General features: G+C 53.9%; 16 protein-coding genes. 13 read left to right on the top strand and 3 right to left on the bottom strand.

Going from position 1 to position 20,283, the window contains the following annotated elements:
- Nucleotides 1-19: 19 nt before the first annotated feature.
- From ABXT62_RS10675 to ABXT62_RS10655, 5 genes are all read left to right on the top strand, one after another.
- Nucleotides 20-1,654 (top strand): acyl-CoA synthetase, encoded by a 1,635-nt coding sequence (locus ABXT62_RS10675; RefSeq protein WP_415355271.1) that lies wholly within the window; start codon nucleotides 20-22, stop codon nucleotides 1,652-1,654.
- Between the two features lie 116 nt (nucleotides 1,655-1,770).
- A complete protein-coding gene (locus ABXT62_RS10670) occupies nucleotides 1,771-2,589 on the top strand; it encodes a crotonase/enoyl-CoA hydratase family protein (RefSeq protein WP_415355270.1) in 819 nt (272 codons plus the stop codon).
- Between the two features lie 106 nt (nucleotides 2,590-2,695).
- Nucleotides 2,696-3,370: a nitroreductase gene (locus ABXT62_RS10665; RefSeq protein ID WP_415355268.1), complete on the top strand. Its 675-nt coding sequence runs from the start codon at nucleotides 2,696-2,698 to the stop codon at nucleotides 3,368-3,370.
- 17 nt (nucleotides 3,371-3,387) lie between these two features.
- Nucleotides 3,388-4,152 carry an enoyl-CoA hydratase-related protein gene (locus tag ABXT62_RS10660; RefSeq protein WP_415355266.1) on the top strand — a complete coding sequence of 255 codons (765 nt, stop codon included), beginning with the start codon at nucleotides 3,388-3,390 and terminating at the stop codon, nucleotides 4,150-4,152.
- 169 nt (nucleotides 4,153-4,321) lie between these two features.
- A complete protein-coding gene (locus ABXT62_RS10655) occupies nucleotides 4,322-6,829 on the top strand; it encodes a penicillin acylase family protein (RefSeq protein ID WP_415355264.1) in 2,508 nt (835 codons plus the stop codon).
- 77 nt (nucleotides 6,830-6,906) lie between these two features.
- Here ABXT62_RS10655 and ribB read toward each other — a convergent pair whose 3' ends face one another.
- Nucleotides 6,907-8,022: a 3,4-dihydroxy-2-butanone-4-phosphate synthase gene (ribB, locus tag ABXT62_RS10650; RefSeq protein WP_415355262.1), complete on the bottom strand. Its 1,116-nt coding sequence runs from the start codon at nucleotides 8,020-8,022 to the stop codon at nucleotides 6,907-6,909.
- Between the two features lie 174 nt (nucleotides 8,023-8,196).
- Nucleotides 8,197-9,198: a GlxA family transcriptional regulator gene (locus tag ABXT62_RS10645; RefSeq protein WP_415355260.1), complete on the bottom strand. Its 1,002-nt coding sequence runs from the start codon at nucleotides 9,196-9,198 to the stop codon at nucleotides 8,197-8,199.
- Between the two features lie 132 nt (nucleotides 9,199-9,330).
- On the opposite strand from ABXT62_RS10645, the gene ABXT62_RS10640 reads away from it, so the two are divergent.
- From ABXT62_RS10640 to ABXT62_RS10605, 8 genes are all read left to right on the top strand, one after another.
- Complete coding sequence (locus ABXT62_RS10640) at nucleotides 9,331-11,190, top strand: beta-ketoacyl synthase (protein WP_415355258.1); 1,860 nt, start codon at nucleotides 9,331-9,333, stop codon at nucleotides 11,188-11,190.
- Between the two features lie 23 nt (nucleotides 11,191-11,213).
- On the top strand, nucleotides 11,214-12,020 hold the full coding sequence (locus ABXT62_RS10635; RefSeq protein ID WP_415355256.1) for an FkbM family methyltransferase: 807 nt from the start codon (nucleotides 11,214-11,216) through the stop codon (nucleotides 12,018-12,020).
- Nucleotides 12,021-12,097: 77 nt separating this feature from the next.
- Entirely contained in the window at nucleotides 12,098-12,655 is a 558-nt protein-coding gene (locus ABXT62_RS10630; RefSeq protein ID WP_415355255.1) for a nitroreductase family protein, read from the top strand.
- A 37-nt stretch (nucleotides 12,656-12,692) separates the two neighbouring features.
- On the top strand, nucleotides 12,693-13,505 hold the full coding sequence (locus ABXT62_RS10625; RefSeq protein ID WP_415355254.1) for a crotonase/enoyl-CoA hydratase family protein: 813 nt from the start codon (nucleotides 12,693-12,695) through the stop codon (nucleotides 13,503-13,505).
- A gap of 56 nt (nucleotides 13,506-13,561) precedes the next feature.
- The gene (locus tag ABXT62_RS10620) at nucleotides 13,562-14,494 is read left to right on the top strand and encodes a peptidyl-prolyl cis-trans isomerase (RefSeq protein ID WP_415355252.1); all 933 of its coding nucleotides are present in this window, start codon (nucleotides 13,562-13,564) and stop codon (nucleotides 14,492-14,494) included.
- Entirely contained in the window at nucleotides 14,491-15,495 is a 1,005-nt protein-coding gene (locus tag ABXT62_RS10615) for a HupE/UreJ family protein (protein WP_415355250.1), read from the top strand. Before ABXT62_RS10620 ends, ABXT62_RS10615 begins: the two co-directional genes overlap by 4 nt.
- A 64-nt stretch (nucleotides 15,496-15,559) precedes the next feature.
- Nucleotides 15,560-17,053 carry a DcaP family trimeric outer membrane transporter gene (locus ABXT62_RS10610; RefSeq protein WP_415355248.1) on the top strand — a complete coding sequence of 498 codons (1,494 nt, stop codon included), beginning with the start codon at nucleotides 15,560-15,562 and terminating at the stop codon, nucleotides 17,051-17,053.
- 216 nt (nucleotides 17,054-17,269) lie between these two features.
- Nucleotides 17,270-18,397 (top strand): zinc-binding dehydrogenase, encoded by a 1,128-nt coding sequence (locus tag ABXT62_RS10605; RefSeq protein ID WP_415355246.1) that lies wholly within the window; start codon nucleotides 17,270-17,272, stop codon nucleotides 18,395-18,397.
- 12 nt (nucleotides 18,398-18,409) lie between these two features.
- Here the strand turns inward: ABXT62_RS10605 and ABXT62_RS10600 are convergent, their stop codons facing one another.
- Complete coding sequence (locus ABXT62_RS10600) at nucleotides 18,410-20,254, bottom strand: carboxylesterase/lipase family protein (protein ID WP_415355244.1); 1,845 nt, start codon at nucleotides 20,252-20,254, stop codon at nucleotides 18,410-18,412.
- Nucleotides 20,255-20,283 lie beyond the last annotated feature (29 nt).

The raw sequence follows: 20,283 nt of genomic DNA, 5'->3' as shown, positions 1-20,283 counted from the left end.
ACACAGGGGAAACATGACTATGGCGATGCATTATAATATTGCGGATCTGTATGAATTAGTGGCTGACAAGGTGCCAGCTCGTAGCGCTCTGGTGTGTGGCGATCAGCGTGCTACCTTCAAAGAGCTGGATCAGCGAGCGAACAAGTTAGCGCACTATCTTGCGTCTGAAGGGGTCGGGCCAGGTGATCATGTTGGGCTCTACTTATACAACTGCAATGAATACCTCGAGGGGATGCTAGCCTGCTTCAAAATCCGCGCGGTGCCGATCAATGTCAACTATCGTTATGTGCAAGAAGAGCTGCTGTATATATTTGATAATGCGGATATGGTGGCGTGCATTCATAATCAGGAGTTCATTCCGCACATCGATGAGGTGCGTGCTTCGGCGGTTGATCTGAAGACATTTATTTGTGTCATGGATGAGTCAGGTTGCGACCCGGCATTGATCGGCAGCATTGAATACGAAGCGTCGATGGAAGGGCAGTCCGCTGCACGTGATTTTGATGAGCGAGCCGACGATGACATGTTTTTGCTCTATACAGGCGGCACTACGGGCATGCCTAAGGGCGTCATGTGGCCACACAAGAACTTGTTTTATGCCGCATTGGGTGGCGGTGGTTGGTTTCATCCCGATGGTGCGATTACGGAGCCGGACCAGATCGCCGGGCGCGTCGGTGATTTTGCCATCGTTGGTATGGCGCTTGCGCCACTCATGCACGGCGCTTGCTGGTGGTATGCCATCATCCAGATGCTGGGTGGTAACTGCGTGGTACTCAATCCCCATCGTTCACTCGACGGCAGTCAGGTGTGGGACATCGTGGAGCAAGAGAAAGTGAACTCTCTGTCCATCGTTGGGGATGCGATGGGGATCCCGTTACTGGATGCTTTGCGCGAGCATCCTGACCGTTGGGACCTCAGCAGCCTGTTCAGTGTGGGTTCCGGTGGCGCAGTATTTTCTGCCTCCAAACAGGAAGAGTTCAAGCAACGTTTTCCGAACGTTATGATCATGAACTCATTCGGTTCGTCAGAGGCCGGCAATATGGGCTTTGATAGCGGTGAGAAAAAATCAGAGACAAAAGGGTTGGGCAACGTGGTCCAGTCCGACTTTATGGATGTGATTACCGATGAAGAAGGTAAGCCTCATGCTGCTGTAAAGCCAGGTGAGACGGGGATCTTTGCTCGTTCCGGTTTTATCCCGGTGGGTTACTACAATGACCCGGTGAAAACCGCTAAGACATTTGTGAACATCGACGGCAAAATTTGGCTATTAACGGGTGATGAAGCACGGCTTGAAGACGACGGTTCGATAACGGTCTACGGGCGCGGCTCCAATTGTATTAATTCCGGTGGTGAGAAGATTTTCCCTGAAGAAGTGGAAGAGGCCATAAAGGCACACCCGGATGTATTCGACTGCTTGGTGGTGGATACGCCGGATGATCGCTTCGGCAGCAAAGTCACAGCAGTGATCGCCACCCGCAATCATTGTCGCGTGAGCCTCGATTCCATTCAGGAAGAGACGCGTAAACATGTGGCCGGTTACAAAGTGCCGCGTGAACTGCATATCGTGACAGAAATTCCGCGTGCGCCCAGTGGCAAGCCGGCTTATCCGAAGGCGAAGGAAATTGCTTTGTCGGGTGAATTTAAGGTGGTGTAATCGCTGCTGCGCCGAGACGGGTGAAAAGCGGTAGCGGTGTCCCGTCTGATTTTGGCGTACAGATTTTCCCAAACGAATAGAACTAACGTATTTAATCCTTAACAGTAGGCAAACACATGGCAGAACTCGATATCAGCACTAAAAACTGCATCGTGGAGCAAGAAGGCAGTGTCCTGATCGTCACGTTGAACCGCCCCGAGGCCAAGAACGCCTTCAGCCCCGAAATGTTATTGGGCATGTACAAAGCCTGGCGCCTGCTGGAGGAGGACGACTCACTGATGTGTGCGATCCTTACCGCCAATGGCGATACTTTTTGTGCCGGCATGGATCTCAAGGCAGGGGCAGACGGTGAGCACCGCTCCACAGAGGAATTTATGGAGCTGATGGGGACTGTGCCGAACATACACTGGCAGGCCTTGTTACGTGACAATAGGCCGAATAAGCCCTTGATCCTCGCCGTGGAAGGTTATGCGTTGGCGGGTGGCACCGAAATTTTACAGGGTACGGACATCCGTATTGGTGCGGAGAACTCTATTTTTGGCGTCACCGAGGTCGCACGTGGACTGTACCCCATGTCCGGTTCTACCATTCGCCTTCGCCGCCAGATTCCCTACTGTCTGGCTGCAGAAATACTATTGTGTGGTGACCATATTACCGCGCAGCAGGCGCTGGATTTTGGTTTGATCAACAAGATCGTGCCGGCGGGAAAAACATTAGAAGTGGCTAAGGAATATGCCGCTAAGATTTGCGCGAATGGTCCCCTCGCTGTGCGCGCCGTCACCCGGTCACTGCGCGAGCATCAAGAGTGCATGTCGGAAGAGGACGCTATGCTGGCTTCTGACGAGCTGGCTAATCCGGTTTTTGCCTCGGCCGATGCGAGGGAAGGAATGAAAGCCTTCAAGGAAAAGCGCAAGGCCAAGTTTACCGGCGAGTAGGTTATTTGATAGGTAGTAGAGATATTTCTCTACTACGCCATAGCAAGTCAGATCGGTGTGAGCCATGGCGGTCGCGGCGGTCGAGAGGAGGAATACGAGAGGAATCATGAGCGACCGAGCTACCACGTTTGACGACATCGTCGCTTCGCGCCACTCACTGCGTGCGTTTTTACCCCGGTCGGTTGATGCCGATACGCTGGCAACGATATTTTCTGTTGCCCAGTGTGCGCCCAGTAACTGCAATACGCAGCCTTGGGTGGTCCACGTGGCGTCGGGCGATAAATTGCAGGCGCTGCGAGCCGACATGCCAGAACGTTTTATGGCGGGCGAATTCAGTATGGACTTTCCCTATGACGGTGTTTATACAGGCGTTTATAAGGAGCGGCAGTACGGCGCGGCGCAGTCGTTGTATGATTCAGTCAGCATTACCCGTCAGGATAAGGAAGGCCGCAATAAGCAGTTTATGCGTAACTTTACGTTTTTCGATGCGCCTCATGTTGCCTTTTTGTTTTTACCTGAACCTTTTGGCCTGCGTGAAGCGGCTGACCTCGGTATGTATGCCCAGACGTTGATGCTGACTCTGACGGCTCATGGCCTGGGTAGCTGCCCTCAGACTGCACTCAGTTTTCAAGCTGACTTCGTGCGCGAGCAGTTGGGGATAGAGGCCAGTAATAAACTGGTGTTCGGGTTGTCTTTTGGCTATCCAGACCCTGATGCCCCGGCCAATGCTTGCGTGACTGACCGCGCTGGGCTTAACGATGCAGTGGCCTTCCATTCTTGATGTAAATAGGTATTCGCATGACTGATTTAGTACTCACTGATAACCGCGATGGCGTTCTGGTTGTGACCTTGAACCGCCCAGAGAAAAAGAACGCGATTAACACACAGATGTGGATTGAGATCAGAGAAACCTTTAGAGCGGCTGCGGCGGATGACGATGTGGTCTCTGTATTGCTATGCGGTGCCGGCGATCATTTCTGCTCAGGCGTCGATCTGTCCAGCTTTGGGGAAGTGGCGGAGGGAGAAGAGCACCCTTTTGAGTCTGCAGCGCGGGCGGTAGTCGAGTTTGATAAGCCCATTGTGGCCGCGGCTAAAGGCGTGGCTATCGGTGGCGGCGCCACGGTGCTGTTTCATGCGGATATTGTCTATGTCGGGGAAAGCTTGCGTCTGCGACTGCCCTTCGCCAACCTTGGTTTAGTGCCGGAGTGGGGCAGCAGCTATATGTTGCAGGCTAACATTGGCGCACAGCGGGCCGCAGAATTATTTTATACCGCCGAATGGGTCAATGCGGACAAGGCGCTTAACGTGGGTATCGCTGCCGATGTGCTGCCCGATGCCGATTTATTTGACCACGCGATGTCTAAAGCGCAGGAAATTGCCCAATGGCCGGTGAATGCGCTGCGCGAAATCAAGCGCTCTCTGCGCCTGCATCATCTCGATGCCATTGATGCAGCGATCAATGCCGAGCAGGCCGGCATGGCGCGACAGGCGGGTTCACCCGAAAATATCGAGGCAATTACAGCGTTTATTGAAAAGCGCACGCCCAATTTTCGTGACTTATAGGTTGTATTGAATCATCGAGATTTTAGTTTATAGTAGTGGCTTTTAGCCGTTCCAGCTTCAGCCACTTCCGGTATTTTTTGAGCTCGATGGGTCGGCACTTTAGCTCGGTAGCGATATTTTTTAAGTTGGAAGATTAACACTAATAATGTATACGGCAGGAGTAAGTACGGTGACTAGATCTCTTTTTAGAGCGACAAAAATATCCCGCAGAGTCGTGCCCGCCTTCGTGGTTATGGCCTCGCTTATCGCTGTCGGCTGCTCCGATGGTACCGGTAGTAACGACTCGCCGTCAGGTCCGCCCGCTGAAGACCGCGCTTACTATATTCTGCCGCCAGGTAACTATGGCGGCCTGCCCACGACGCAAAATTCGCTCGATCAACTGCCGCTGTACGACGCTCTGACGCCGCTGCGCGGCAATGTGACTGACGAAGATATCGAACAGCTGTTTTTGCCCGAGGACTTTCAGCCAATTGGGGAAACCTTCGAAGTGCCTACGGGGCGTCCGGGCACGACTATTATTTACGACGAGTTCGGCATAGCCCATATTACCGGTGAGACACGCGAAGATATGGCCTTTGGCGCTGGCTGGGTCACCGTTCGCGACCGGGAGCTCCTGATATCGCTGGGCCGTGGTCCAGCGCGGGCCGCCGTAGCTGATGTGCCGTGTATTAATGCCTTTAGCCTTGTGACTAGCGGACAAAGCTTCATACCCAGTGCTGCTACTGAAAAATTGGTTACGGATCAGGCCGACCTTCTGCGCGAGGTTTTCGGCGAGGAGGGGCAACAGATCATTGATGAGGCACAGGCCTACGCTGATGGCATGAACGCTTATCATGTCGTCAATGGTGGTGCGCCTGAAGAGCCATACGCGGCTGCTGATGTGTTTGCAGTCACAGCGTTCATCGGATCAATTTTTGGTGCCGGTGGCGGTAGTGAGCCGTCTAATTCAGAATTTCGATCACAGTTGATCAATGGCCTCGGTGACGGTCAGGGGCAGTTGGCCTTTGATGATGTGATGTTGATCAATCAGGGTGCCGCGCCCACAACGATCGATACGCCTTTTGACTATGGCCGTTTCACGGGCGGTGAAGTAACCGGCTCTGTCACTATTGATGAGGGCTCAATTGTCAATCTGGATTGCGTTGTACCAGCCGGCGACTCAGGGAGTCTGTCCACCGCCGCGAGTGGGGCGTTAGTCCCCGCTACCGATACGCCATTAGACCGCGAGGCGTCCAACTTTCTGATTGCAGACGGCTCAGTCTCAGCGAGTGGTTCAAACCTTGCTGTGATGGGTCCACAGCTCGGCTACTACTACCCTGAGATTGTTATGCAGATTCATTTAAGTGCTCCCGGTATCGAGGCGCAGGGTGCGGCAGTGCCCGGGCTTGGCATGTATCTGCTCCTCGGGCGAACGCCGAATTACGCGTGGAGCCTGACGTCGGCCAGTCATGACGTGCGTGATGTTTTTGCCGAAGTCCTGTGCAACCCCAATGGCAGTGAGCCCACTCGTGAGTCGCGGCACTACGAATTTAAGGGTCAATGCATTGCGTTCGAAATATTTGACGCAGGCACCCTGAACGGAGACCCTGTCATATATCCGGTATCCGTTCACGGACCAATGCTTGGAACCGCAACCGTCAACGGCAAGCCCATTGCGCTTACACGCAAGCGTTCGACGTTTGGACGTGATGCCCTAAACTTAGCGGGACTGAAGGATATGACTGAGGGTGACGCATCTACCCCGGAAGCGTTTTACAAATCGGCTAATAAATTCGGTTTTACGTTTAACTGGGGCTATGTGTCGCGCAGCAATACGGCCTTCTTTTCATCGGGGTTCCTCCCGGAGCGAGCGCCTGGTTTGGATCGGGTTCTACCGACGAACGGCAACGGCGACTATGAATGGCAGGGTTTCCTCGGTCAGGCCGCGCATCCCCAGTCGATTGGCGGTCCATCGGAGCGGCTATTGAACTGGAATAACCAGTCGGCGCCCGGGTTTATGCACGGTGATGGCACGCCCTATGGCTCAATACACCGGGTTCAACTGTTCGACCAGTGGCCAGATCGAGTCGACCTCGCCGGGGTGGTCGGGATTATGAACCGGTCTGCGACTGAAGATGAGCGCTCACCCGCATGGCCCGTGGTCAGTGAAGTGCTGGGTGGTTCAGAAGCCCCCAGTCAATTGGCAGAGGAGGTTGTTGCCTTGCTTGATGCATGGGTTGCAGATGACGCGCCGCGATTAGACGCAGACGATGACGGCTTCAACGACGACGCGGGTTACGCCATTATGCAAGCACTGTGGCAGCCCCTTGCGACCGAAGTTATGCGTCCGGTCTTTGGCGATCTCACCGGATCTCTCAATAGGATTCGAAGGCTCGGTGGGAATAACGGCAGCAGTTTTATGCAGACAGACCTAAGCACGTTATTGGGGAAAGAACCGCCCGGGCAATTCAATCTTCTTTACTGCGGCGGCGGTGACCTTGATACGTGTCGGGAATCTCTGTGGCTGATTGTCGAGCTTGTGAGCCTGGAGCTGGCAATCGAGTTTGGCAACAACGACCCCAATACGTGGCTTCCGGAGGCGACCACAATCAGTTTTACCCCAGGATTAATTCCCAACACCATGCGAGGCACCCAACGACCCACTTTCCAGCAGGTATTGGAATTCGCCCCTCAGTAGACGATCGGGGCGCTCTCTGGCGAGTGTGTGCAGAGGTGCCCTCTAGCGTTTAGGTGTCAAGGGCAGGGTCGGTGGTATTAGGGTTGCACAAACTCCGTGATTTCCAGATTGAAACCGGAAAGTGCATTAAAATGTACTGGTGCCGACATCAGACGCATTTTCTCAATACCAAGGCGCTTGAGGATTTGTGAGCCAGTGCCGATGAGGCGGTAGTTTTGTACGCCCGTGGATCCGCTGTGATCGGTAACACTGGACGTCTGAGGAAACTGCAGCACGTCTACAAGTTGTTGCTGACCAGTAATATTCTGCCCTATGAGCACCACTGCACCGTTACCTTCCGCGGCGATACATTCCATGGCGCGGCGGTAGGACCATCCAAGGCCTGCCCCTTCAATGCGCGTACTGAGCACGTCGCGGAGCGTGTTGATGGTTTGCACACGCACCAGCGTTTCTGTGTCTTCATTAATTTTTCCGTGGGTGAGCGCGTAGTGCACGGTGTCATCGATGAGATCAAGAAAAGTGTGTAACTCGAATTCACCGAATTCTGTCATCACCGTTTTTTGATCGCGTAATTCAATGGATTGTTCGTGCATAGCACGGTATTGAATCAGATCTGCGATAGTGCCCATACGCAAATCGTGTTTGAGTGCAAACACCTCCAGCTCGGGACGTCGCGCCATGGTGCCGTCTTCGTTCATGATTTCAACGATGAGCGCTGCGGGTTCGAACCCTGCCATACGGGCTAGGTCAACACCGGCCTCAGTGTGTCCTGCTCGTCGCAGCACACCGCCGGGCTTGGCAACCAAAGGGAAGATATGACCGGGTTGCGCAATGTCGGTTGATGTTGCATTGGGCGCGACCGCCTGCAGAACAGTGTGGGCGCGTTGAATAGAGCTTATGCCAGGTCCTTTGCGTTCGGCTGCATCGATAGAGACGGTGAAGTTGGTTTCGTGCTGAGAGCGGTTGTCCCTGACCATCAGTGGAAGCTGCAGTTGCCGTGCACGTTCTACCGTGATTGGCATGCAGATCAGCCCGCAGGCTTCACTTGAAAAGAAGGTTATCACTTCGGGGGTGACCGATTCTGCAGCGATAATGAGGTCGCCCTCATTTTCCCGGTCTTCATCGTCCATCAGAATGACCATCTTTCCGGCGCGTATATCGTCGAGAATGTCCGGAACGCTACTCAGTGCCATGTTACTGCCTCCATTGGGCGTGGCGCGGATCCAACCGCGCAGGATTGGAGTCGGCGTGTGTGCCGATTGTCGTTGAGATGATTTACATCAGGTTAATGACGACAGTCAGGACTGCGGGTTGTCTTAGCCACAGTCGCAAAAGGGCGCTTATTGAGCCATATACGCAGACTTTTCTCAAGACCGGTCGTTCACTTCCGGGTTAAACAGCTTACCGCGCACGGCTTCGCGATATTTGAGCGGGCTCATGCCACAGTGCTTGCGAAACAACTGGGAAAAATAACTCACGTCCTGTAGGCCTTGCTGCCAAGCGATATCGCCCACGGTCAGATTGCTGTGGCGCAGCAGATCTTTAGCTGAGGCCATTCGCAGGCTCTGTAGGTAAGATAGAGGCGTCATGCCGGTTGCGCGTTTGAAGCGTCGGTTCAGCGTTCGGGGGCTTAGCTGTAGGTGGTTCGCCAGCAGTTCCATGGATACGGGAGAACAGAGATGCGACTGCAGCCACTGTTGCGCCTGTGCAACGTCTTCGTCGTGGTGCGAACTGTCTGCTTCATTCTGGTAGGCCGCAGCACGAAAGCTGCGACGAATTTCCGGCGAGAATTGGTTCTCGATGGCACGGGCGATGGGACTGCCAAACCAATCCTCTACGATATGCACCATCAGGTCGGCAATGGAGTTGACGCTGCCCACGCAGTATATATTGTCACTCTGGGTGATCAAGTGGCGACTCTTTAGCTCCACTGCGGGGTATCGTCGGCTGAACTGTTCGAAGTAGTTCCAATGTGTCGTTGCCGGCCTGCCGTTCAATAGACCCGCTTCTGCCAGCAGATAGCTTCCTGTTCCGACACTGCAGATGCGCGTTCCTTTAGCCGCCTCTTCACGCAACAGACCTAGCCAGTCTCTGGCACCCCTTACAGCCGGCAGTGGATTACGCCAGATTGCGGGCAGCAATAACAGGTCTAGAGGAGGAAGATCGCTAAAGGCAGTATCAGGTTGCAGTGTGATGCCGCTGCTCAGTGTCATCGGCTGGCAGGCCTGCCCGGCTAATAGGAAGCGCACCTGCGATACGCCATGTTCCGTGACACTCGCCATCTGACTAGCTGCCTGCAGGATTTCCATCGGCAGTGCGATGCTGGTCGCAAGAGCCTGGGGGTAAAGAGCTGCCGCTGCTGTGTACATAGCGCATTTATCCTACGTCTCGACAAGGGAGTGGTGTCTAAAATACCACAAAAAGTGTCTTTAAAGGCATGGTTAAAGCGAAGTGGTCTACGTAAACTGTTAGCTCCTTTTTGAGTGGGAAGTCAGTCATAGATGTCCATACAGCGTTTACCGGTGATTGTAGGTTTTGGCGGCATCAACGCTGCGGGAAGAGCCTCAGGGCACCACGCCTATGCCCGTATGACCCACTCGGCGCTTTCAGCGACACAGCAAAGTCGCACGCTGGATTCCCTGGCAACACTGATGGGTCTGGAGGGCGGCGAGTCGCATCAACAGTTTATCCTCGACCACACGTTGGTGCGGCGCATTGAAGCCAGCCACTTTGATGTCGACGCCGTGCGTTGGAATCAGCGCCTGCCTACCGACGGCGATAGTCAGCCTGCAAGTTTTGATCTTGAGCGTAAGTATCTGCCTGATGTCATTCCGCCCCATTGGGTGGTAAAGGGTACCTCTGTCACGCATGTCAATGTGCAGATCGTTGGCCAACAGGACTTCCTGCTGCCGACTTACCGTGAGTTTGATGTGAAATCGGCGGGCCAGCTGCCTAGCGGTTTCGAGCCTGGAACGCTCTATCCTTCGCGTAACCATCCGCGGGGACTCCAGATGACGGTCTATGCGGCTTCTGACGCGTTGGGCAGTATCGGATTGGACTGGGAGACGATCAGCAGTCGAGTCGCGCCGGACCAGATCAGTGTTTATGCCGGCAGTGCTATGGGACAGCTAGACGGTGCGGGCGCGGGTGGGATGATCAAATCGCGGTATAACGGCCAGCGTGTGACGTCAAAGTACTGCCCACTAAGCTTTGCCGAGATGCCTGCGGATTTTATTAACGCCTATGTGTTGGGCAGTCTCGGGTCAACTGGCGCCAGCCTGGGTGCGTGTGCTTCATTCCTGTACAACCTGCGGCACGGTATTGACGACATTCGCAACGGCCGAGCGCGGGTGGTTTTTGTGGGTGCAGCAGAGGCGCCAATCACGCCGGAAATTCTGGAGGGCTATTCCGCCATGGGTGCTCTGGCAACAGAAAAAGGTCTGCGCAATCTAGATGGCCTGCAGCTTGGAGAGGCATGTGATTTTCGGCGAGCCTGTCGACCTTTTGCCGAAAACTGTGGGTTCACCATTGCCGAGTCTTCACAGATGGTCGTGTTATTTGATGACGAACTCGCCATGGAGTTGGGGGCCACTGTTTTCGGTGCGGCCATCGATGTGTTTGTTAATGCCGACGGACACAAGAAATCGATTTCCGGTCCGGGTGTGGGTAACTACATTACTGTGGCCAAGGCGGTGGCAGCGGCTCGGGCGATCATTGGAGACAAGGCACTACGACGGGGCGGGCTGGTGCAGGCACACGGGACCGGCACACCGCAGAACCGTGTCTCCGAGGCCGAAATCCTCAGCCGCACAGCGCAGGCGTTCGGCATAGATGAATGGCCGGTGATTGCTGCGAAGTGTTATTTGGGGCATTCGATCGGATCAGCAGCGGGTGATCAAATCAGCACTACGCTGGGCATCTGGCACCACGGTATTCTGCCTGGCATCACCACGATTGATGCGATCGCGGCAGACGTGCGGCAGGATCATCTGGCTTTTAGTACTGAACACCGCGAGGTGGACACCGCGGAGCAGAAATACGCGATTATTAATTCCAAAGGTTTTGGCGGCAACAATGCCTCGGCGAGTCTGATGAGCCCCCTGGCAACCCAGCGGATGTTGCAGACTCGGTATTCCGGGCAGGCGTGGAAAAAATGGGAGCAGGCCAACGAGCGCGTGCGGGAGCGACAGCAGGCCTATGATGACGGTATGATTGCTGGCACCATCAGCCCGGTTTATAAGTTCGACCACGGCGTATTGGGTGATGGTGATGTCAAGGTAGGCGCACAGCAGCTGACCATCGGTCCGCATACGGTGCGGCTGGATCAGGTGTCTCCCTATGATGATATGAAGATTGACTAAACGTTTTTTTCAGGCACTCCCTATTGAACTCTACCACTCCAATTGATTTACGTGTCCCCGGATTACCGTGTCCCCTGCAGTTGCATGTTCATGGCTCGCAGGACCAGCATGTTTCGCGCCGCATCCGGGAAGACGGAATATGGGAGCCTTACGAGACCTCCCTGCTGTTACGATTCCTCCATCCTGGTGATGTGTTCGTCGATGTCGGTGCCAATATTGGTTACTTTTCCGTGCTCGCCGCCAGCGTTGTGGGTGAACAGGGCGCCGTATTTGCCTTTGAGCCTGATCCGAATAACTACCGCCTGCTGTGTGCTAATGCCGAACTCAACGGCTTTGCTGGCAATATTGTGGCAGTCGAAGCGGCCCTATCAGACACAGCAGGTGAAGGACGACTGTTTCTCAGCGAGGACAACCTTGGCGATCATCAAGTGTATATGGGAGATGAAGATCGTAATAGCGTGCCTATTGTCTTGCAGCGGGGCAGTGATTATCTTGCAGGACGTATAGAGCAACTTGACCTGCTGAAAATTGATACGCAGGGGTCTGAGTTTCAAGTCATCGAAGGGTTGATGCCGCTGCTGGTTGGCCTGGAGAGCAAGCCTCGAATTATCGTTGAATTGACGCCCCATTCCTTGCGTCAGGCAGGCGCCAGTGGCCGGGCGCTGATGGAGTTACTGGGAACGCTGGACCAACCTTTTTGGATAATTGACCATATTGAACACTGCCTCATTGCCAGCAGCTCTGAGGAACTAGCCGTCTGGTGTGACAATTGGGATAAAATCGAAGAGGCGCGTGGCTTTGTCAATATACTCGTCGGCGTGCTGGACTGAGGTCTCGGATGGGAAGGTGCAACATAGCCTTCAAATACTGTTATAATTCTTTTATCAATTGTTAGCAGCATATTCTCATGAGCGATATTCTCCAGTTTCTACAGCAGCGTAATTCCTCTCCTAAACTGACAGCCCCGGGTCCTTGCGCTGCTGAACTAGAACACATCTTTCGCGCTGCGTTGCGCGCGCCCGATCATGGCTGGCTGCGGCCGTCACGCTTCGTCACGATCGGACAAGAACGCCGTGTGGCGTTTGGGGAATTGCTGGAGCGTTGTCTATTGTTGCGTAATCCAGATGCGGATGAGGCGGCGCTTGCCAAAGCGCGTAATGCGCCGCTGAGGGCACCGCTGTTGGTAGTGGCCGTTGTTAAGGTGGCTTTGCATCCGAAAGTGCCACCTATAGAACAACGATTTTCCGGCGCCTGCGCCGCGCAGGCTTTATTATTAGCCGCTGAAGCATCGGGTTTCGCCGGCATCTGGCGCACGGGAGCCGCGGCATATGATCGTGCGGTGATGAGCGGTCTCGGTCTGGCTGAAGATGAAGAGATCATTGCTTTTCTCTATATTGGCTCGCGCAATGGATCTGCTAAAATGATACCGCCACTGGATATGACTCATTTTGTATCAACTTGGTAGTGCCGACTCCCCCAAAGCCAGTCTGAGAGAATGACCTATGCTGCCTGATTTTGAAACCTTAGAAGTGTCAATCGAGCAACAGGTTGCCACCGTTAATCTGAATCGACCGGACAAGGCAAATGCCATGAATGGCGCCATGTGGAACGAGCTACAAGCGTGTTTCGAGTGGCTGGATGACGAGCCTACCGTGCGCGTCGTCATTTTGGCAGGCAATGGCAAACATTTTTGTGCTGGTTTAGACCTGAGTGTGTTTGGCAACCTGCATGGCGAATCTTCTGAGGCCTCGCGTCGTGCTGAGGCACTGCGGCGCACTATTCTGCGTCTGCAGGCTAATCTCACCGCCATAGAGAAATGTCGTGTGCCAGTATTGGCTGCGATTCATAATACCTGTATTGGTGGCGGGGTGGATATGACCTGCTGTGCTGATATACGGTATGCCACGCAGGACGCTTTTTTCTCCATCCGTGAGATTGATCTCGGTATGACTGCGGATGTAGGGACGTTGCAACGTTTACCCAAGATTATTCCGGACGGCGTGGTGCGAGAGCTCGCCTATACCGGTCGTAATATGGGAGCACAAGAGGCTAAAGAGGTGGGCTTTGTGAACAAGGTCTTTGAAGACAAGGAGACTATGCTGCGTGAAGTCACTGCCATCGCCAGAACGATTGCTGCGAAATCGCCATTGGCAATGCGCGGTACCAAGGAAATGATGCTCTACTCGCGCGACCACAGTGTCTCTGAAGGTCTTAACTATATTGCCACATGGAACTCTGGCATGATGAGTCAGGTAGATTTGGCGGCTGGCATTCAGGCGCAAATGAATAAGACAAAGGCCGTATACGAAGACTAGCTTTGAGCAGGCCAGCAGTCACTCTTTGTCACGTCGCAGTTTCTGGAGAGTAGTGGATGACTTTTTTTGCCCGGCTTAATCGCCCTTGGGTACATTTTATTGTGTTGGGCGTCTTGCTGTTTTATCTGCAGGGCGTGTTCCTGCCCGAGCCTAAGCCGGTGGTTGGGCCGCTGAGCGAGGCGCGCATAGACGCATTGCAGCAGCAATGGTTCGCCAGTGTTGGTCGGTTGCCCACGCCGGAGCAGCAGACTCGAATGTTAGAGGCGGAACTGGATAGGGATATGTTGTTCCAGCGCGCGATCGATCTCGATCTCCACCTTTACGATACGGTGGTATACCAGCGTCTATTACTCAATATGCGTTTTCTACAAATGTCCGAAGGCAAAACTGACCAAGAGCTCTATGAGGCTGCGCTGGAAATGCGTCTGCATCTTAGTGATGAAGTGATCAAGCGGCGGATGATTCAAGTAATGGAGCAACTGCTGTTGGCCGCTAACCCACCACGTCCTCCAACGGAAGCAGAAATCATTGCCGAGTTCGATCAGCGTAAAGAAGAATTGCGCAGACCTGAGCGCTACTCCATAGAACATATTTATTTTAATCGGGAGCGAGAGGCTGAGGCTGAGGCTGTCATTGCACAAATCAACGAGCAAAACCTCACGCCAGATCAGGCGCGAGAATTAAGTTCGCCTTTTTTACCGGGCTACCAGTTCACGGAGCAAACGCCGGACCAGTTGGCGCGCCACTTTGGTGCTTCTTTTGTAGAAAATCTTCAAAAAACTGATCCGCAACCTGGGCAGTGGGTCGGTCCGGTGCGGTCTACTTACGGACTACACTACGTGTGGATCAGTGAGCTAGAGCCTTCCAGAGACGCCACTATTGACGAAGTTCGGTTGCAACTGCAGCGCGACCTGGAGTCCCGCGCTAGAGAAACCGCACTGCGAAATAGCATTCATGCGACGCGTGAAAATTACGAGATCAGGCAATGAAGAAAATGCGAATCTTGTTGGCGCTTGTTTTGGGCGTATGTGCAATACAGGCTGTTCATGGCCACCGTTTCGCACCTTCACTGCTGAAGGTAATCGAGACTGCCCCGCAGCAGTACAATATGGTGTGGAAGACACCGGCCCAGGGTGTCAGTAATGTGCCGTTGGAACCGGTGTGGCCGGAAGCCTGCGAGGCGGTAAGCGCAAGTCCTCCGCAGCTCGAAGACACCGGCGTTGTAACGAGTTGGCAGTTACAGTGTTTGATGCTGGGAGAAGAGGGTTTGGTTGGCGAGACTCTGGGTGTTTCAGGGCTAGGTGCCAGTCAAGCATCGGCAATAGTCATGGTGAGCTTGCTTGACGGACGTCAGTACCAACAGGTGCTCAGTGCGGAACGGCCAGAATTTGTAGTGCCTGCTGAGTCGACTGCTGGCGACGTTGCGGGGAACTATACCCGCCTGGGTATGGAGCACATCTGGACGGGTTTCGATCATCTGATGTTCGTCTTTGGCTTGCTCTTGCTGGTGGGCGGTGGAAGTCGGCTGTTTTGGACCATTACGGCCTTCACCCTGGGGCACAGCATCACATTGTCACTTGTTACCTTGGGCTATCTTGATTATCCGGTCGCATGGGTGGAGTTTGCGATTGCGCTGAGTATCTTTGCCCTTGCAGTGGAATTGACGCGAATGGGAAAGCACGACGTGCTTTGGCGCCACCCGTGGTGGCTAGCCGGTGGCTTTGGCATACTGCATGGCATGGGCTTTGCGGGCGCACTGGCTGAAACGGGTTTGCCGCAGGACAATGTTCCGCTGGCGCTATTGTTTTTCAATATTGGTATCGAAGTGGGGCAACTTGCGTTTATCTTAGTGGTGTGGGCCGTCTGGTTCGTGATCAGGAAGCCATTGGCTCCGTGGCAGGATAAATTGTTTCCGATACCGGTTTATATTTTGGGTTCCTTGTCGGCAATGTGGTGTATTGAGCGAGGGTTGATGGCGCTTCTGAGTTAGATTAGGTGCCGCGAACGGCAAGTCAATTTCTCTACTGAGTGACCCTAGGGGGGTTGCTTCAGGGGTGGCGCAGACTGAAGGCCTGGTAGGTACTTTTCGTATTATAAAACGTGATTCAGACGAGGGCAGGGAAATGGCGAGACGCAGAATATACTGTTTGCCAGTAGCTATCCTGCTTGCATCATCCGCGCTCGCCGTCGATGCAGCTACAGAAACAGAGCGGATTGCAGCGCTGGAACAGCAGTTGAACCAGCAGAAGCTTGTGATGCAGCAGCAGCAGCGGCTGCTGGAGTCTATGGCGACAGAGCTGCAACGACTGAAGGCCGGCAAGCCTGGCGTGTTAATACAAGCAACGGAGGTGATCGCGACACAGCAACCGCCCGCGCCCGCAAGCGTGGCGACGCCGGACACGAAGCCGCCGGGGAAAATGTCGGTGAGCATCTATGGGTACGTGCAAACAGACGCTATTTATGACTTTAAAAGGGTAGCCCCCGACTGGGAGGATACGCTTAGAGCGACGACGATTTCCACCACCAGTGGTGCTTACGGGCAGGACGGTAAATCCTTGTTCAGTGTGCGTTCTTCACTTATTGGCATTCAAGGTGGTTATGGTGAGGACATCACCTATAAATTTGAGTGGGATCTGTTCGGCCTAGGTTCCCAGCAGGGCGAAACGGTACTTCACCTGCGCAACGCTTGGGCCACTTATAAAAACTTTGGCATGGGCGAGATTGCGTCCAACTTTATGGATCCGGATGTCGTGCCGGATCTGCTCGATTATTGGGGTCCTACTGGGTTAATCGCTTATCGCAATCAGCAGGCGCGCTACACGGTGCCTTTGGGCGACAATGAATTTTCTATTTCAATCGAAGACCCTAATACAGCATTGACCGTCGGAGAAGGGCGCAGTGTGCAAAACTGCGGTGTGCCAAATCCGTCACCCCAATGTCTGTCGGTTGAATCCCGTGGGGAACAATTGTTCACGCCCTACAACGATGTCCCTGACTTTGGGGTGCGTTACCGTCAGAACGGTAGTTTTGGGCATTTTCAGGTGGCGGGTCTTGCACGTAAACTCGGTTATCAGCGCAAGAGCGATGACTCAAAAGGTTATGAGGTTGGATGGGGCGTTAACACCAGTGCCGTCATCAATACCTGGGGTTCTGATAATCTAAAGGTACAATTGGTTTATGGTGAAGGTATTGGCGATTATATCAATGACGGTGGCATTGATATCGCGCCTGACGCATCTGGCAGCGCACAGGCAGTGCCTCTAGCGGGCCTTAGTGCCTATTATGAGCACTACTGGAATACCCGCTGGTCGACGACGCTCGGGTGGTCTATGACTGACCTTGATACTAGTAGCGGACAGATGGATACAGAGTTTAAACGAGGGCAGATCGCACAGATTAATTTGCTCCATTACCCAGTGGATCATGTTCTGTTAGGAACCGAGTTCCTCTGGGGTGAGCGTGAAGACGTTGGTGGCAATACAGGCTCTGATTATCGAGTTTTATTTAGTCTGAGGGTTAATTTTGATACGGGCGATCTATTGCGATAGAGAGCTGCTACTGTATTGCTGCCTGAAACGTTCAGTTACCTGATGTGCTTTGCACCTCAAAAATAGCAGTATCACCAGATAAAAATTCAAACTCGGTCTACTGTTGGCCGCTCTGCTGGAAAGACTGCAGTGCAGTTTGTAGTCTGATGGTGATGACCGGGGGATGCTTTAGATGCAAAATTTCAACAATGACATTAAAGATTAGAGGATAGTGAAATGACCAAAACCGGATTACAGCTTCGCTCCACCGTAAAGGAAGACCACACGCTTGAAATCACACTGGTTGATATGGCTGTTCCTGAGCCTGGCCCTGATGAAGTGCTGGTGCAGGTTGAAGCTACACCCTTAAACCCGTCTGATTTGGCGCTGCTATTCGGCCCTGCAGATTTGACCACGATAAGGGTGTCCGGGACGGCAGAGCAGCCGGTGGTCACCGCCGATATCCCCGCAGCGCTGATGAAGATGGTCGCTGGGCGAATTGGTCAGTCGATGCCCGTTGGTAATGAGGCGGCTGGAACGGTCATTGGCGCCGGCGCATCGGACGCTGCGCAGGCGTTAGTCGGTAAGCGCGTGGGCATCATCGGTGGGGCGATGTACAGTCAGTACCGTTGCGTCAATGCCTTCATGTGCCTCGAGTTGGAGGCCGGTACAACCGCAGCAGAGGGTGCTTCCTGCTTTGTAAATCCGCTTACGGCGCTGGCGATGGTAGAGACCATGCGAACGGAGAATCACACCGCGCTGGTGCATACGGCAGCGGCGTCCAACCTTGGTCAGATGTTAAACCGTATCTGCATGAACGAAGACGTAGCGCTAGTGAATATCGTCCGCAAGGTGGAGCAGGAAGCGATACTCAAGGCTATGGGAGCCAAATACATCATTAATACAACGAGTGACAGCTATTACGATGACCTGACAGACGCGCTCGCCGAAACCGGCGCGACCCTGGCGTTTGATGCGACCGGTGGAGGTAAACTGGCCGGCCAGATTCTTTCCTGTATGGAAGCGGCGGCGTTACGCAGTATGACTGAGTACAACGGTTATGGCAGTGACGTATTTAAACAGGTGTATATCTACGGTGGTCTCGATCGAAATCCAACGACGTTGACACGCAATTTCGGATTTTCTTGGAGCCTATCAGGTTTCCTGCTGACACCGTTTCTGCAGAAGGTGGGCATCGAAAAAAGTATTCAAATGCGCGCCAAAGTGGCGGCCGAAATAAAAACCACCTTTGCCAGCCATTACACTAAAGAGGTGTCACTTGCAGAGGCGCTGTCGTTAGAGGCAATGGCGGTTTATGGCAAGCAAGCGACTGGAGAGAAGTATCTAATCAAGCCGCAGGATTGATCAAGCATTTTTCTAGCGTTCTACTTCCAGTCCCCATGGGTTGAATTGTGCGCAGCCCAGTGCGTTGTAGTCCGCTTCATTCCATACGTCGTCACCGGCGTTAGCGAGTAGGAAGAGTTGTACGTGGAGCGCACAGCGCGAACGGAGATCGGTGATGTTTGGGTCCTGCGCTATGCGTTCTTTCAGCATTGCCACCGTCATAGGTTCATTCACCATGCGCAGGCCTCCACCGCGGGCAGTGTCCAGCAGCATGAGATTGGCGCCAGCGTTGCTCCAGGCACGCCACTGCGGCAAAACTCCGCTGCGGCCATTCCCTGGTGCGCCTGTGCTGGCAAACTCAGACCAGTAGCTGCGCATCTGCTGGCCCAATAAGTCACGGCCTGCAATGTTGTTATCAGTATAGAGGCCCGGTGCTCCGATGGCTCCGTCGAATCCGCCAAAAATATAGGCGACTTCAAGACCGTGTGCTGCGCCGAGCAATTCGCTGTAATCGATAAGCCAGCTTTTGCCGCCCTCATCCCAGTCCCAGCGATAGGCAAAAACCGGCTCTGAACTATTGGCGGCCATGATGTCGGCGATACCGTCTACCGCCATCGCCTTCCAACTGTCAGTGAGATAAGCAGAGAGTTCGTTATATGCCTGCAGGTCTTTGACGCGCGGCAAAAATCCGAAGCGCAATTCGACGAACTCGGGGTCTTGCGCCAGGAATAACTTCGCTTCGTCCCGATTGGTGCCTGTGATTAGAGGGACGCTGTTGTATCGCGAGGGGTCACTGAACACTGTGTACAGTGTGTCTTGCGGCAGTACGGTGCCATCACGAAAACTCTGTGGCGCGCTATACATGCCTGCACCGCCCGATACACCCTCTAAGATTTCTTGCGGGCTGCGCGAATACATGAAATCGCGTGTTTCTTCATCAGACATTAACATCTGTGCGGCGCGGGCAGCCTTGCTGTCTTTAGCGCGCCCCGAATTTTGCAGCTGCAAAGACAGCCATTCGCGCGAGCTCAGTGCTTGCCCAGGTTGTGTATCGCCATGAAAGTTTTCCGCGCGCCACAGGGGCGTAGTACCTACAGATCCACTTTGTGCAATGGCTCGATGAAAAAGTCCCTTTGCCAGAGGAGATGCCATCAGCGAGAACACATTGCGGCCTCCGGCCGATTCACCAAAAATCGTGACATTGTTTTGGTCGCCACCAAAGTTGGCGATGTTATCGGAGACCCATTGCAGTGCCGCAATCATGTCGAGGTTGGCATAGTTGCCGCTGGCATCCAGCGCGTTGCGGTCGGGCGTGCGCAGCGCGGGGTGACTCATCCAGCCGAAAAATCCCAGCCGATAGTTGATCGTCACCACGACGACCTGTTCGCTACCTGCCAGCAAGCTGGCGTCATAGGTGTTCGCCGTACCGATGGTATTGCCGCCACCGTGAATCCAGACCATCACCGGAAGCTTCTCTGCGTTAAAACTGCTGTGGTCACGGGGTGACCAGATGTTGAGATAGAGACAATCCTCGCTGCCGACAACGGCGCCGCTGTCGTCGGGAAGGCCGTCTAGCGGTCCGGACAATTGTACACAGGCATCGCGAAACGCAGTCGTTCCGAGTGTTTCTGTCCAGGGTTTTACCGGTTGTGGCGAACGCCAGCGCAAATCTGCCACAGGCGGTGCGGCAAACGGAATGCCTAGCCAAACATAGGTATTGTTAGGATCCTCACTGCCAATCACTGAGCCACTTTGAGTGTCGCGCTCGGCGCTTGGGTTGGATATTTTAGCGATTTTTTCAGAGGATGACGCGGGCCAAAAATAGCCGATGAGCACTGCCAGCAAAACCACTAAGATGAGTAAAACAGTTTTTTTCATGACGATGCTCCGATATTCAGGGCGCTGTA

It is taken from the genome of Halioglobus sp. Uisw_031 (assembly GCF_047729875.1).
In the GTDB taxonomy this organism is placed as follows: domain Bacteria; phylum Pseudomonadota; class Gammaproteobacteria; order Pseudomonadales; family Halieaceae; genus Marimicrobium.
The sequence above is the reverse complement of the archived record's forward strand: the minus strand, read 5'-3'. Positions and strand labels throughout refer to the sequence as shown.

What these genes read in the sequence shown, in the direction of transcription:
- ABXT62_RS10675 (WP_415355271.1), top strand. Translation starts at nt 20, where the DNA reads ATGGCGATGCATTATAATATTGCGGATCTGTATGAATTAGTGGCTGAC.
- ABXT62_RS10670 (WP_415355270.1), top strand. Translation starts at nt 1,771, where the DNA reads ATGGCAGAACTCGATATCAGCACTAAAAACTGCATCGTGGAGCAAGAA.
- ABXT62_RS10665 (WP_415355268.1), top strand. Translation starts at nt 2,696, where the DNA reads ATGAGCGACCGAGCTACCACGTTTGACGACATCGTCGCTTCGCGCCAC.
- ABXT62_RS10660 (WP_415355266.1), top strand. Translation starts at nt 3,388, where the DNA reads ATGACTGATTTAGTACTCACTGATAACCGCGATGGCGTTCTGGTTGTG.
- ribB (WP_415355262.1), bottom strand. Translation starts at nt 8,022, where the DNA reads ATGGCACTGAGTAGCGTTCCGGACATTCTCGACGATATACGCGCCGGA.
- ABXT62_RS10645 (WP_415355260.1), bottom strand. Translation starts at nt 9,198, where the DNA reads ATGTACACAGCAGCGGCAGCTCTTTACCCCCAGGCTCTTGCGACCAGC.
- ABXT62_RS10640 (WP_415355258.1), top strand. Translation starts at nt 9,331, where the DNA reads ATGTCCATACAGCGTTTACCGGTGATTGTAGGTTTTGGCGGCATCAAC.
- ABXT62_RS10630 (WP_415355255.1), top strand. Translation starts at nt 12,098, where the DNA reads ATGAGCGATATTCTCCAGTTTCTACAGCAGCGTAATTCCTCTCCTAAA.
- ABXT62_RS10625 (WP_415355254.1), top strand. Translation starts at nt 12,693, where the DNA reads ATGCTGCCTGATTTTGAAACCTTAGAAGTGTCAATCGAGCAACAGGTT.
- ABXT62_RS10620 (WP_415355252.1), top strand. Translation starts at nt 13,562, where the DNA reads ATGACTTTTTTTGCCCGGCTTAATCGCCCTTGGGTACATTTTATTGTG.
- ABXT62_RS10615 (WP_415355250.1), top strand. Translation starts at nt 14,491, where the DNA reads ATGAAGAAAATGCGAATCTTGTTGGCGCTTGTTTTGGGCGTATGTGCA.
- ABXT62_RS10605 (WP_415355246.1), top strand. Translation starts at nt 17,270, where the DNA reads ATGACCAAAACCGGATTACAGCTTCGCTCCACCGTAAAGGAAGACCAC.
- ABXT62_RS10600 (WP_415355244.1), bottom strand. Translation starts at nt 20,254, where the DNA reads ATGAAAAAAACTGTTTTACTCATCTTAGTGGTTTTGCTGGCAGTGCTC.